Raw genomic sequence first — 13,520 nt, 5'->3', positions numbered from 1 at the left:
CGGGCCATTCGATCAGACCGGAGCGAACAACCGCGGGGTGAAATCGGGATCGGGCACCGGGCGGCCGAAGTGGTAACCCTGGGCGTACTGATAACCCAGGTCCTTGAGATATGCCGCCTGCAACGCGGTCTCCACGCCCTCCGCGACCGCCCGCAGCCCCAACCCGCTGCTCACGTGGATCAGCGCATCCACGATCACCGCCCGCGAACCGTCCGGGGTGATCTCGTCGACGAACGATTTGTCCACCTTGAGCACGTCCACCGGCACGGTACGCAACAACCCCAGCGACGAGTGCCCGGTGCCGAAATCGTCCAGCGCGATCCGGATCCCGGCCCGGTGCAGGGTCTCCACGGCGTCGACGGCGGTGCGCCCCGCGAACAGCGCCGTCTCGGTAACCTCGACGAGCAGCGCGTGCGGGTCCACCCCGGTGCTCGCCAGGATGCCGATCACCACGTCGGGGAAGCCGGGTTCGGCGAGCTGTCGTGCCGAGACGTTGACGCTGACGTACTGCGGTGCGTGCAGCCCCAGCTCACGGCGCCACACGGCGAACTGGCGGCAGGAGGTCCGCATCACCCACTCGCCCAGCTCGACGATCAGCCCGTTGTCCTCGGCGACCGGGATGAACGCCGCCGGGCTGACCTGCCCGCGGACCGGGTGCTCCCAGCGGACGAGCGCCTCGACCGCCGCCACCCGGCCGTCGTTCAGGTCGATGATCGGCTGGTAGAACACGCGAAAGTCGTCATCATCGAGACTGTGCCGCAGGTCGGCGCCGAGCCGCTCGGCCGCCTCCGCCCGCTCGTCGAGTTCCGGGCTGTACGCCACCAGCTGCCCGCCGGCCGCCTTGGCCGCGTACCGGGCGGTGTCCGCACGCCGCACCAGCTCGGCGGCCGTGATGTCACCGGACGCCTCCGCCACGCCGAGCCGCGCGTTCAGGAGCAGTTCGTGCTCCCCCGCCTGCACCGGGTGGCGCAGCAGTTCGAGGAGGCGGTCCGAGACCCGGTCGCCGTCGCCCGGCAACGTGTCGCAGACCAGCACGGCGAACTCGTCGGCGCCCATACGGGCCACCACGTCCCTCTCGCGGACGTACTCGCGCAGCTTCACGGCCACCGCCACCAGGGTCTGGTCGCCGACGGCCCGGCCGAGGCGGTCGTTGATGTGCTTGAACCCGGCCAGGTCGATCATGATGAGGTGGCAGGAGCCGGACGCCACCGCCTCCTCGGAGAGCCGTTCGAAGTCGCGCCGGTTGGGCAGGCCGGTGAGGTCGTCGCACATGGCCAGCTCGCGCAGCCGGGAGGCCTGGCTGTCGACGCGGGCGATGTAGCCGTACATGCGGGTGGCGACGAGCACGAACAGCACCATCGAGCCGAGACCGACGGCCGCCCAGCTCAGGCTGCCGCCGCTGCGCTCGCCCTGCACCAGAAGGATGGCCGGCACCAGCAGCATCGTGGCGGTCAGCACGATCAGGCGGCGGCGTCCCATGCTGTCGCCGTCACCGGCGGCCGGGACCGTCGGCGACGGGTGCGCGGCGGCCGCGGCCCAGAGGGTGTACGCGCACAGGTACCCGGCGTAGAGCACCGGACCCGCCAGCACCTGCACCTCGGGGAGCAGGGTGTACGCGACGTTGCAGGCGAGCGTGATGGAACTGCCCGCGGTCAGCAGCCAGAGGCTGACCGAGCGCGGGCCGCGCCGCAGCAGGATCGGGACGATCACCGCGCAGAGCAGCACGCCGACCGTGAGGTATCCGGCCGTCGCCACCCGGCTGAGCAGTGGCGCCTGCCCGTTCGTGACGATCGGCTCGATCAGGAACGTCCAGTACACGATGCCCACCGCGACACCGATGATCGCCGAGTCGATCAGGTTGCCCGAGCGGATCGATCCTCGGTGCCGGGTCAGCAGGAACAGCGCCACCGTCAGCAGCGGATAGGCGCCCAGGTAGAGAACGTCCGCCCAGTTGGGGTACGGCACCTCCCCGCGCACCAGCACGTAGTAGGCGTAGATCAGGTCGCCCAGCATCCAGCAGACGACGCCCGCGGCAAACAGGTACCAGCGCGCGGAAATCACCATGATCACGCAGGAGGCCGTGGCGATGACGGCGGCGACGCCCACGGCGAACCAGCCGTACGGCAGCAGGGTGTAGCCCAGTGACGCGGCGAGCCCGCAGGCCAGCCACACCCGCCATCGGCGCGCACCCATCACAGTCAGTCTTTTCGGCCGATTCGCCGCGAAGTTGAGGATGCACCCGCGCTCAACTAACGGCGCGACCGGCCGAAAGTGTCCGAGTGATCCCGCGCATTACACCCCGACAGGCCAGGGTGCCGACCCGTGTGTGCATCGCGCTGTTCGCCGTCGCGACCACCTGGTTCACCGTGAACGTGGTGCATCCGGCCGGACCGCCGTGGCTCCTGTGGGCCGTCATCCCGGTCATCGCGCCGGTGGTGGCGGTCGTCTTCTGGCAGACCTCCCGGAACCCGGAGCTGCCTGCGCCGACGCAGCGGTTCTGGCGGCACGTGTCACCCGTACCCTTGCTGATCGGTGCCGGTCAGAGTGCGCAAGCGATCGACGTGCTTCTCCACCCCGGCGCCCGCTCTTCCTACACCGGACCCTGGATGCTCGCCCTCGACGGTGCCGGCATGCTCTGCCTCAGCCATGCGCTGAGCCGGCTGCCGGTCGGTGGCAACAAGCGCGGCGACGTGGCCCGCGTGATCCTCGACGCCGGCAGCGTCGCCCTGGCCGCCGCCGTCTTCATCTGGCACTTCGGCACGCGCCGCGCCGTCGCCGCGGGCCTGACGACCGCCGGGGTCATCTCACTGATCCTCTGCGTGCTGGCCATCCTGGCTGTTTTCGCGCTGGCCAAGGTAATCCTTTCGGACTACTCCGCGATCGACGAGCGCGGCCTGCGCTACCTGGCCGCCGGGATCTTCATCGGCGCGCTGGCACCCATGCTCCAGCCGCTGGTGGCAGCCCACGACGAGCGCCTCTACGTCAATCAGCTGCACCTGCCGGCGGTCTTCTGCCTGGCCGCGCTCGCCGCGTACTCGCAGTGGCGCGCGCCCGCCGGCATCCGCAACCGGGCCGCCCGCAAGCTCCGCCGCCCCTACAGCCTGCTGCCCTACACGGCTGTCGCGGCGGTCGACGGGCTGTTGCTCTGGGAGGCTTCCACCCGCGGCGACGACATCGTCGTGATGGCGTTCTGCGCGGTCGCTCTCACGGCCGTCGTGGTCGTCCGCCAGATCTCCGCGCTGCGTGACAACAGCCGGCTGCTCGCCCAGGTCGATCACGCCGCCAGCCACGACGCGCTCACCGGCCTGGCCAACCGCGCTCTCTTCCAGCGCCGTCTCGACGACGCGCTCGCCGCCGGTCGCCCGCACGTCGCGCTGATCGACCTGGACGGCTTCAAGCAGGTCAATGACACTTTCGGACACGAGACCGGTGATCTGCTGCTGACCACGGTGGCTTCGGTGCTGCGCGACAACGTCCGTCCCCGTGACACCGCCGCCCGCCTCGGTGGCGACGAGTTCGTGCTGGTCCTGGACGACGCGGACCACGACGAGGCGAACCGCGTGGCCGAGCGCATCGCCACGGCGCTGCGGCGTGAGCCCTTAGTCGCTCACGGTAACCGGATCCAGATCCGGGCGAGCATCGGGCTAGCCTGCGGCGACGCGGACGATCTGCTGCGAAGGGCGGACGCCGCGATGTACGCGGCCAAGCGGATGCCCGGCACAGCGATCTCTCACGACGGTGCGGCAACGCACGCTGCGTAGTTTTTCTTTACGGTACGCGACGACGACGGCGGATGAGCAACAGGGCGAATCCGGTCACGACCAGCAGGACCAGTCCGATCGGGATCAGCGCGACCACGACGATCCCCCGCGCCGGGAACGGCTCCGCCCGCGGCACCGGCCCACCGAACCGCCCCGCCTCCAGCAGGTCACGGGCCACGTCCATGGTCAGCACCCCGTCCGGCGGGTCGAGCAGCGTCCGCGTGCCCCCGCCCGGCTCCAGCGCCATCAGCGTGACGTGCCCGGTCTCCTCCCAGCCCGTGTCGTTCCAGTACCCGTTCGTCGGCTCGCGTGCCGCACCCTCCTCCGGCGAGTACCGCAGGATCACCAGGTCACGGCCCTGACTCCAGCCCAGCGCCCGGATCGCCGACCCGGTGACCGCCGCCAGCCCCGGCCCGCCCGCCGGCTGACCGGTCGCCGCGTCCAGGTAGCTGACCGTCCACCGCCGCCGCCCCAGCGCCGCGAAGTCGCAGTCCCGCACGCAACCGTCGAGGTCCGCGATCGCGATCCGGGTACCGTCCGCGCTGAACGCACCGGCCCCGGCCAGATAGCGGTTCGGCGGCAGCTTCGTGCTCCAGACAGTCGTGCCCGCGCGGTCCACGAGCCGGATCGTGTCCCCCTCGGTGATCGCGATCCGCTGCCCGTCCGGCGCGAACGCCCCGCGCGACGCCGTCCGCACGTTCACCCATGCGGGATGGCTCGCGCCGAACGTCACGACGCGGTCGGTCGCGAGGTCGAGCAGGCCCAGCCGGATCTTCGGGTCGACGCTGTCCGCCGGCGCCGTGTCATACGTCTCCACCAGCAGGGACCGGCCGTCCGGCGCCCACGCGACCGGGATGCAGCAGCGGCCGTCCGGCAGCCCGCCGCCGTAGAGCGTGCTGCGCCCGGTGCTCAGGTCGACGATGTCCAGCCCGGTGCCGCTCGCGGTCGAGTCCTCCAGGAACTCCTGCGCCACCCGGCGGCCGTCCGGCGAGAGCAGCACCTCCTCGCCTGCGATGATGCTGTTCTTACCGGCGTAGAGCAGCGTGCGATACCGCCCGTCGCGCCCGACCGCCGCGACCTTGCCCTCCGAGTCGAAGATGTCGGTGCCCTGGAACCCGATCGTGTCGCCGCCGGCCAGCACGGACACCTGGCCGGGCGGGTCCATCCGGACCGTGGCCTGCCACATCCAGGGCAGCGTCAGACCGCCCGGCACCACGTCGCCGACCGGTTCCGGCCCCTGCCACGGACGGGTGATCCCGGCAAGGGCCAGCACGGCCACGACGAGGCCCGCCACCGCGATCCGCTTGCGCACGGCCTCAGGCTACGGTGGGGTTGCGATTCGCGATCCGGAGATCCGCCTCGATCGCCGCGGTGGCCGCCAGCAACGGCGGGAGCAGCCGCTCGCGGATCTCGTCGACGGTGGCGCGGGCCGCGTGCACCGAGACGTTGACGGCACCCGCCGCGGCACCGCTGCGGTCGCGGATCGGTGCGGCGAGCGCCCGCAGGCCCTCCTCCAGTTCCTGGTCGACGATCGAGTGCCCCTGCACCCGTACCCGGTCGAGCTCGGCGCGCAGCGCGATCGGCGAGCAGATCGTGCGATCGGTCAGCGGCTCCAGCTTCGCGCGGGTGAGATAGGCCTCGAGCTCCGGTTCGGGCAGGGCGGCGAGCAGCACCCGGCCCATGGATGTCGCGTACGCCGGGAAACGGGTGCCGACGTTGATGGCGACCCGCATGATCCTGCTTGTCGGGACACGGGCGACGTAGACGATGTCGTCACCGTCGAGTACGGCGATCGAGGAGGACTCGCGTACCTGCGCGACGAGCCGCTCCAGGTGTGGTTCGGCGACCTCGGGCAGCGACAGGCTCGACAGGTAGGAGTAGCCGAGCTCGAGCACCCGCGGTGCCAGGGAGAACAGCCGGCCGTCGGTCCGCACGTACCCCAGATCGGTGAGAGTCAGCAGAAATCGGCGCGCGGCCGCGCGGGTCAGCCCGCACGCTCGCGCGACGTCACTGAGGGTCAGTTCGCGATGTTGTGCGTCGAATGCACGGATCACTGCGAGCCCTCGTTCGAGCGACTGAACGTAGTACGGTTCCCGCGGCATCAGATGATCGAAAGCAATCGTTGACGTGACACGGGGCACATCATAGCGTTCTCTCTGAGAACTCGTGTTCGTAGAGCGCACAGAATTTTAAGGAGCAGATATGCGGCGTCTCCTCACGGGGATCGTGGTGGCAGCGCTGGCCGCTTCCCTCGCGGCCTGCGGCACCGACAGCGACTCCGGTGACTCGGGTGATTCCGGCGGTGGTGTGGACAACGTGAAGGTCGGCGTCATCCCCATCGTCGACGTCGCCCCGATCTACCTGGGTCAGCAGAAAGGCTTCTTCAAGAGCCGGAACATCGAGCTGACCATGGAAGCCGGTCAGGGTGGCGCGGCGATCGTCCCGGGTGTGGTCAGCGGTCAGTTCCAGTTCGGCTTCAGCAACTTCACCTCGCTGATGATCGCCCAGACCAAGAACGTGCCGATCAAGGCCGTCGCGGCGGGCGTCGCCTCCACCGGCGAGCAGGGCAAGGACTTCGGCGCCGTGGTGGTCAAGGCGGACAGCCCCATCAAGACCGCTGCCGATCTGGTCGGCAAGAAGGTCTCGGTGAACACGCTGAAGAACATCGGTGACACCGTCACCCGCGAGTCGGTCCGCAAGGCCGGCGGCGACGGCTCGAACGTCAACTTCGTGGAGATGCCGTTCCCGAACATGCAGGCCGCCCTGGAGAAGGGCGACGTCGACGCGAGCTGGGTGGTCGAGCCGCAGCTGTCCGCGATCAAGGCGGCCGGCGGCCGTGAGGTGGCCTCCACCTTCGTCGACGCCGCGCCGAACCTGACCGTCGCGGCGTACTTCGCCTCCGAGAAGCTGATCGCCGACGACCCCGACCTGGTCAAGCGGTTCACCGAGGCGATCAACGAGTCGCTGACGTACGCCGACGCGCACCCGGAAGAGGTCCGCACCGCGCTGAGCACCTACACCAAGATCGACGCCGCGCTCGGCGCCAAGCTGGTCCTGCCGAAGTGGCCCGTCGAGATCAACGAGGCCTCGGTGGAGAAGCTCAAGACGCTGGGCCAGACCGACGGCATCTTCGAGGGCACCCCGGACCTGGAGAAACTGCTCCCGTGACATCGCTCCGCCGCGGCAACCCGGCCCGGTTCGGCAGCCCCGTCCTTCTGGGCGCTGCCGGCCTGGCCGGGTTGCTCCTCGTCATCGAACTGCTGCCACGCTCCGGCCTGGTCGACGACCGGTACCTGCCGCCCACCAGCCGGATCGCCGCCGCCCTGGCCGACGAGACCGGCAACCCGGCGTTCTGGACGTCGCTCGGCGACACCCTGATCGCGTGGGCGCTCGGGCTGGCCATCGCGGTCGGCGCCGGCGTCCTCGCGGGCGTCGTGATCGGCTCGGTCCCGGTGCTGCGGGAGCTGACCGCCACCACGGTGGAGTTCCTGCGCCCGATCCCGTCGGTCGCCCTGATCCCGCTGGCCGTCCTGCTGTACGGCACCGAGATCGGCTCCACCCTCATGCTGGTCTGCTACGCCGCCTTCTGGCAGGTCCTCGTCCAGGTCCTGTACGGGGTGGCCGACGTCGACCCGGTCGCGTACGAGACCGCCCGCAGCTTCCGGTTCTCCGCGTGGGCCCGGATCCGGCACGTGCTCTGGCCGACCGCCCTGCCGTACGTCTTCACCGGCGTGCGCCTGGCCGCCTCGGTCGCACTGGTCCTGGCGATCAGCGCCGAACTGGTGATCGGCGCTCCCGGCCTCGGCAAGGAGATCGCCGTCGCGCAGGCCTCCGAGGCGGTGCCCACCATGTACGCCCTGATCGTCGTGACCGGCCTGCTCGGCGTCATCATCAACCTGCTGGCTCGTACCGGCGAGCGCCGCCTGCTCGCCTGGCACCAGTCGGTACGGGGAGAGGTGACGGCATGAATCTCCTTTCCGTCACGAGACGAACGGCGTTCGCGGTCGGCCTGCCGATCGTGCTCTTCGCCGGCTGGTTCGTGCTCAGCGACAGCAGCGAGAGTTTCTACGCTCCCCCGCTGCGCGACATCCTCAGCTCGTTCGGCGAGACCTGGACCGCCGACCGGATCGGCGCCGACGTGGTGCCGAGCCTGCTGCGGCTGGCCGTCGGCTACTTCCTGGCGGCCGTGATCGGCATCGCGATGGGCGTGGCGATCGGCATGAACCGGAACCTGCGGGCGACCGTGGAACCGGTCCTGGAGTTCTTCCGGGCCATCCCGCCGCCGGTGCTGGTCCCGGTCATCATGCTGTTCGCCGGCATCGGCGACGGCATGAAGGTCATCGTCATCGTCTTCGGCTGCATCTGGCCGATCCTCCTCAACACCGTCGAGGGGGTGCGTGCCGTGGACAGCGTCGTGCTGGACACCGCCCGCGCGTACGGGGTGACCGGACCGGCCCGGATCGGCCGGGTGATCCTGCCGTCGGCGGGACCACAGATCGCGGCCGGACTGCGCCAGGCGCTGTCCATCGCGATCATCCTGATGGTGATCAGCGAGATGTTCGCGGCCAGCAACGGTCTGGGCTTCACCATCGTCCAGTTCCAGCGCAGCTTCGCGATCCCCGAGATGTGGAGCGGGATCATCCTGCTCGGCCTGCTCGGCTTCGTGCTGTCGCTGCTGTTCCGGCTCGCCGAGCGGCGGGCGCTGCGGTGGTACGAGGGGCTGCGCGCGGCGCAGCGGCAAAGCTAGGAGTCGACGATGCTCGAAGTAAAAGGCCTGCGGAAGGTCTACCGGTCGGGAAGCCGGGAGGTCGAGGCGCTCCGCGATCTCACCTTCACCGTGGAGAACGGCGAACTGGTCTGCCTGGTCGGCCCGTCCGGCTGCGGCAAGACGACGCTGCTGCGCTGCATCTCCGGCCTGCTCGGCCCCACCGCCGGCGACGTGCGGGTGAACGGCAAGACCGTGGACGGCCCGCCGCCGGGCATGGCGGTGGTGTTCCAGGAGTACGGGCGCAGCCTGTTCCCCTGGATGAGCGTGCGCGACAACGTGGAGTTGCCGCTCAAGCAGAAGAAGGTGGCGAAGGCCCGCCGCCGGGAGCTGGTCGACGAGGCCCTCGACGCTGTCGGGCTCACCGGCACCGAGTCGGCGTACCCGTGGCAGCTCTCCGGCGGCATGCAGCAGCGGGTGGCGATCGCGCGGGCTGTCGCGTACGAGCCGCAGACGCTGCTCATGGACGAACCGTTCGCGGCGGTCGACGCGCAGACCCGCGCCGACCTGGAGGACCTGGTCCGGCGGCTGTGGAAGCGGCTGAACGTGACCATCCTGTTCGTCACCCACGACATCGACGAGTCGGTGTACCTCGGTGAGCGGGTGGTGATGCTCTCGTCCTCGCCGACCGTGGTGCAGGACGAGCTGATCATCGATCTGCCGCAGCAGCGCGACCAGCTGCACACCCGGGCCGATCCGAAGTTCATCGAGATGCGGACCCGGGTCTACGAACAGATCCAGCTGGCCAAGAAGAACGCGGCATAGCAGGGCGGCCCGGGGTCGGACCCCGGGCCGCCCTTGTATACCGAACTAGCGCTTGGTGATGGCCTCGCGGACCTGCGCCTTGGCGTCGTCGGCCGCACCGCCCGACTTCGACAGCAGCGAAACCGCCGTCGGGTCCGGCTGCGGAACCGGGTCGCACTGCACGTCGGAACGGTTGCCGCGCACCCGGTCCGGCAGCTCGCCGGTGGCCAGGTAAGCAGCGATCTTGTCGTCGGTGCACGCGATGCCGCTCAGCGAGCCGGAGTGCGTGGTACCGCCGACCCCCTCGATCAGCACCGACTTCGGGAACCGCTTACGCACCTCGAGCGCACCCGTGTACGGCGTGGCGGCGTCGTTGGTCTCGGCGATCATCAGGATCTCCGGGGCCTTCTTGCCGTTCACCTCGACGGGCTTGCCCGCCTTGGCTCCCCAGAACAGGCACGGCGCGTTGAACCACGCGTTGTTCCAGGTGATGAACGGGTACTTGGCGTGGATCCGCCAGTTGTCCCGCTGCCAGGTCGACCACTTCGCCGGCCACTGCACGTCGGTGCACTGGACACCCAGGTAGACCGCGTAGCCGTTGTCCGCGCCGGGGGCACCGGGCTCGCCGAACAGGTCGAGCAGCAGTGCCGGGTCCTTGTCGTTGACCCACGCGGAGAACGCCTCGCCGACGGTCTCCCAGCCGTAGACGTAATAGCCGGCCGAGACGAAGATGTCGTTCCACTCGTCCGGGCCGATCTTGCCGGCGGCGGGCGCCTTGATCAGCGAGTACAGCGTCGCGTAGTACTTCTGCTTCACCACCTTGGCGGAGGTGCCCAGGTGGTAGACCGAGTCGTACTTGGCGAGCCAGGCGAAGTAGACGTCCATGTTCTTGTCGAACTGGATGTCCTGGTCGAGGTTCGCGTCGTACCAGACCCGCTCCGGGTTGACCACGCCGTCGAGGACGAACCGGCGGACACGGTCGGGGTGCAGGGTGGCGTAGACCTGCCCGAGGTACGTCCCGTACGAGAAGCCGTAGAAGTTGATCTTCGACTGGCCGAGGGCCTTCCGAAGGCTCTCCATGTCGGCGATCGTGTCGGTCGTCCGCAGGTGGTCCAGGAGCGCGCCGCCGGCCGCGTCGCAGTCCTCCGCGTACCCCTTTGATTTTGCCAGCCAGGTCTTCTCGAGCGACCTGGTGACCGGGACGTAGAACGGCCGGTTGTAGCCGGTGTAACCGGCGTCGCAGGTCAGCGCCGGGACGCTGGAGCCGACGCCACGCGGGTCGAAGCCGATCCAGTCGTAGTAGTCGCCGGCGCCGTTCGGAATCGCCTCACCTAGCGTGGCGAGACCGAGCCCGGAGCCGCCGGGGCCGCCCGGGTTGACGAGCATGACGCCCTGTGCCTGGGCGTCGCTGGACTTGTGCTTGATCCGGGACACCGCAACTTTGATCTTGGTGCCCCTGGGCTTCGCGTAGTCCAGGGGTACGACCAGGAAACCGCACTCGGCATTACGAGCCGCGAGGCTCGGCCGGGTACAGGTACCCCAGTCGATGGGTGGTGGCGTGTAACCATTTGCCGCATTTCCGTGCGCCTGCGCCGCTGCCGGGATCACTCCGGCACCGAGCAGGAGGCCCACGGAAGCGGCGATGGTGGCCGCCAGGATTTTTCGCATCCTCTGCCTTCCGTCGTCGGACCATCGCAGCTTAAACATCAGTTGATGGAGATGCGCCTCTACGGTCCGACATTTATTTGACGGGACGCCGGGTCGCAATTTCGATAAGGCGATAGGTATCGATTGATATGACGGATCGACCTGCGTGCGATGCGATGCTCGGGCGGATGCCGGCGCTCCACCCCTGCGCCGGCCCGTTCCCGAGCCCGCGGAGGAAACCCGTGCGAGCAGTCTCTCTGTTAGGCGTGGCGGCGTTGGTCGCCGGCCTCGCCTCGGCCACACCGGCACAGGCGGCCGTCGCGCCACCCGACATCGCCCTGGCCAACGTGAAGGCCCACCTGACCCAGTTCCAGAGCATCGCCACCGCCAACGGCGGCAACCGGGCGCACGGCCGGCCCGGCTATCTGGCCTCGGTCACCTACGTGAAGAACCTGCTGGACTCCGCGGGCTTCACCACCACCCAGCAGTCGTTCACGTACAACGGCGCCACCGGTTACAACCTGATCGCGGACTGGCCGGGCGGGGACACCAGCGACACGCTGATGATCGGCGGGCACCTGGACAGCGTCACCGCGGGTCCGGGCATCAACGACAACGGGTCGGGGTCGGCGGGCATCCTCGAGGTGGCGCTGCAGGTCGCGCGTACCGGCTTCCAGCCGCAGCGGCACCTGCGGTTCGCCTGGTGGGGCGCGGAGGAGCTGGGACTGCGCGGTTCGACGGCGTACGTGAACTCGCTGACCTCGGCACAGCGGTCGGCGATCGGCGCCTACCTGAACTTCGACATGATCGGGTCGCCGAACCCGGGCTACTTCCTCTACGACGGTGACAACTCCGACGGCACCGGCTCCGGCCCCGGCCCGGCCGGATCGGCGCAGATCGAGCAGACTCTGGCCGACTACTTCACCTCGATCAGCGTGCCGACCCGGGGCACCGACTTCGACGGGCGCAGCGACTACGGCCCGTTCATCGCGAACGGCATTCCGGCCGGCGGCATCTTCACCGGCGCGGAGCAGAGCAAGACGTCGGCGCAGGTCTCGCTCTGGGGCGGCACGACCGGCCGGTTCGACCCCTGCTACCACGCGTCGTGCGACACCACGTCGAACATCAACGACACCGCGCTGAACCGGAACTCGGACGCCATCGCGTACACGGTCTGGACCTTGGCCGACGAAGGCGGCACCGAGCCGCCGCCCGGGACCACCGTCTGGGCCGACGACCTGGAGACCGCGACCACCTGGACCGCGCTCACCACGGACACCGCCACCGCGGGCCGGTTCGAGCGCGGCAACCCGGCCGCGACCAGCAGCTCCGGGGTCGCCACCCAGCTCGACGCGGCGGCGAGCGGCAGCTTCGCCCTGGTCACCGGCGCGGCAGCGGGCGCCAGCGCCGGCGCGAACGACCTGGACGGCGGCGTCACCACGCTGCTCTCCCCGTCGATCACGCTGCCGACCGGCACGCTGACGCTGAGCCTGTCCTGGTACCTGGCGTACCTGAACAACGCCACCTCCGCCGACTATCTGCGGGTGCGGGTGGTGTCCGGCTCGACCACGACCACGGTCCTCTCGCAGACCGCGGCGGCGGCGAACAAGGCGGCCGCGTGGACGGCGACGACCGCCAACCTGTCCTCGTACGCCGGTCAGACCATCCGGATCCAGGTGGAGGCCGCGGACGCCGGCACCGCCTCGCTGGTCGAGGCCGCTGTCGACAACCTGAAGATCACCCGCGCCTGATCGCGCGACGGCGGGCCACGGCCACCCGGCTGTGGCCCGCCGGAATTTCTCAGACCGGCATCGGCGCCGCCGATCGGAAGCTCATGACCAGTCCTTCCGCGGTGCCCGCCGGATGGTACGCCGACCCCAGCGGCCTGCCCGCACTCCGCTGGTGGGACGGCCGGGAGTGGACCTCGCACGTGCAGCCGGGCGCTCCGGCCGTACCACCGACCACGATCTCCGCGGGCTGGCGTGGCGGCCCCGCCACCAAACCGGTCGGCGACCCGAGCCCGGGCCCGCACACGCCGGTGCTGCCAACCGATGACATGTACGCGCCGACGGCGCCGCCCGCGGCTGTCGCCGAGGGTGCCGCCCAACCGGCCTATTCCCCGAGCACGGCCTTTCTCACCCAGCCGGTCGACTCGGTCTCCGAGCAGCTGGGGTACGCCTCCCCCGCGCCGATCCCGGTCTCCCCCGCCGCTACCCGGCCGCAGAAGCGCGCCGTCATCGTCGGTGCGGTCAGCCTGCTGATCAACCCGCTGCTGCTCTGCTCGCTCTACGCCATCCTGATGGGCCTGCGCGAGATCAAATCGTCCGCGCCGGGCTCCCCCGAACGCCGCGACGGCACCCTCGCGGCCGCCCTCGGCGCCACCGGCATCCTGACCCAGGCCGCCATCGCCGCCGCCGTCGTCATGCTGCTCTAAAAAAAAAGAACCCGTGTGTGGAGTTGTGGTCGCTATCGGGGCCGAACTCCACACGCAATCGCTCGGCGACCCGCGTGTGTGGAGTTGTGGTCGCTATCGGGGCCGAACTCCACACGCAATCGCTCGGCGACCCGCGTGTGTGGAGTTGTGGTCGCTATCGGGGCCGAAC

Annotated in this window: 11 protein-coding genes; 7 read left to right on the top strand and 4 right to left on the bottom strand. The window is 69.8% G+C overall.

Annotation, left to right across the window (positions count from 1 at the left end; translation table 11 throughout):
- Window positions 1-12: 12 nt before the first annotated feature.
- Window positions 13-2,193, bottom strand: coding sequence for a bifunctional diguanylate cyclase/phosphodiesterase (locus AB0M02_RS25735; RefSeq protein ID WP_364230873.1), 2,181 nt, complete (start codon window positions 2,191-2,193; stop codon window positions 13-15).
- A 119-nt stretch (window positions 2,194-2,312) separates the two neighbouring features.
- Between AB0M02_RS25735 and AB0M02_RS25730 the strand changes: the two genes are divergently transcribed.
- Entirely contained in the window at window positions 2,313-3,761 is a 1,449-nt protein-coding gene (locus AB0M02_RS25730; RefSeq protein WP_364230870.1) for a GGDEF domain-containing protein, read from the top strand.
- Window positions 3,762-3,768: 7 nt separating this feature from the next.
- On the opposite strand, the gene AB0M02_RS25725 is transcribed toward AB0M02_RS25730, so the two are convergent.
- Together AB0M02_RS25725 and AB0M02_RS25720 are read right to left on the bottom strand one after the other, a co-directional pair.
- Window positions 3,769-5,073, bottom strand: a complete 1,305-nt coding sequence (locus tag AB0M02_RS25725; RefSeq protein WP_364230868.1) for a WD40 repeat domain-containing protein — start codon at window positions 5,071-5,073, stop codon at window positions 3,769-3,771.
- Between the two features lie 4 nt (window positions 5,074-5,077).
- Complete coding sequence (locus AB0M02_RS25720; protein ID WP_364230867.1) at window positions 5,078-5,863, bottom strand: IclR family transcriptional regulator C-terminal domain-containing protein; 786 nt, start codon at window positions 5,861-5,863, stop codon at window positions 5,078-5,080.
- Between the two features lie 100 nt (window positions 5,864-5,963).
- Between AB0M02_RS25720 and AB0M02_RS25715 the strand changes: the two genes are divergently transcribed.
- The 4 genes from AB0M02_RS25715 to AB0M02_RS25700 are packed head-to-tail and all read left to right on the top strand — an operon-like array spanning window position 5,964 to window position 9,291.
- Complete coding sequence (locus tag AB0M02_RS25715; protein ID WP_364230864.1) at window positions 5,964-6,929, top strand: ABC transporter substrate-binding protein; 966 nt, start codon at window positions 5,964-5,966, stop codon at window positions 6,927-6,929.
- Window positions 6,926-7,729 (top strand): ABC transporter permease, encoded by an 804-nt coding sequence (locus AB0M02_RS25710; RefSeq protein WP_364230861.1) that lies wholly within the window; start codon window positions 6,926-6,928, stop codon window positions 7,727-7,729. The genes AB0M02_RS25715 and AB0M02_RS25710 overlap by 4 nt, the downstream gene beginning before the upstream one ends.
- Window positions 7,726-8,508 (top strand): ABC transporter permease, encoded by a 783-nt coding sequence (locus tag AB0M02_RS25705; protein ID WP_364230859.1) that lies wholly within the window; start codon window positions 7,726-7,728, stop codon window positions 8,506-8,508. The genes AB0M02_RS25710 and AB0M02_RS25705 overlap by 4 nt, the downstream gene beginning before the upstream one ends.
- 9 nt (window positions 8,509-8,517) lie before the next feature.
- The gene (locus AB0M02_RS25700; RefSeq protein WP_364230857.1) at window positions 8,518-9,291 is read left to right on the top strand and encodes an ABC transporter ATP-binding protein; all 774 of its coding nucleotides are present in this window, start codon (window positions 8,518-8,520) and stop codon (window positions 9,289-9,291) included.
- A 45-nt stretch (window positions 9,292-9,336) separates the two neighbouring features.
- On the opposite strand, the gene AB0M02_RS25695 is transcribed toward AB0M02_RS25700, so the two are convergent.
- The gene (locus AB0M02_RS25695) at window positions 9,337-10,938 is read right to left on the bottom strand and encodes an alpha/beta hydrolase (protein WP_364230854.1); all 1,602 of its coding nucleotides are present in this window, start codon (window positions 10,936-10,938) and stop codon (window positions 9,337-9,339) included.
- A 245-nt stretch (window positions 10,939-11,183) separates the two neighbouring features.
- On the opposite strand from AB0M02_RS25695, the gene AB0M02_RS25690 reads away from it, so the two are divergent.
- On the top strand, window positions 11,184-12,668 hold the full coding sequence (locus tag AB0M02_RS25690) for a M28 family metallopeptidase (protein WP_364230851.1): 1,485 nt from the start codon (window positions 11,184-11,186) through the stop codon (window positions 12,666-12,668).
- 83 nt (window positions 12,669-12,751) lie between these two features.
- The gene (locus tag AB0M02_RS25685) at window positions 12,752-13,351 is read left to right on the top strand and encodes a DUF2510 domain-containing protein (RefSeq protein WP_364230849.1); all 600 of its coding nucleotides are present in this window, start codon (window positions 12,752-12,754) and stop codon (window positions 13,349-13,351) included.
- Window positions 13,352-13,520 lie beyond the last annotated feature (169 nt).

The sequence above is a fragment of the Actinoplanes sp. NPDC051861 genome, assembly GCF_040681145.1.
Classification (GTDB): domain Bacteria; phylum Actinomycetota; class Actinomycetes; order Mycobacteriales; family Micromonosporaceae; genus Actinoplanes.
The sequence above is the reverse complement of the archived record's forward strand: the minus strand, read 5'-3'. Positions and strand labels throughout refer to the sequence as shown.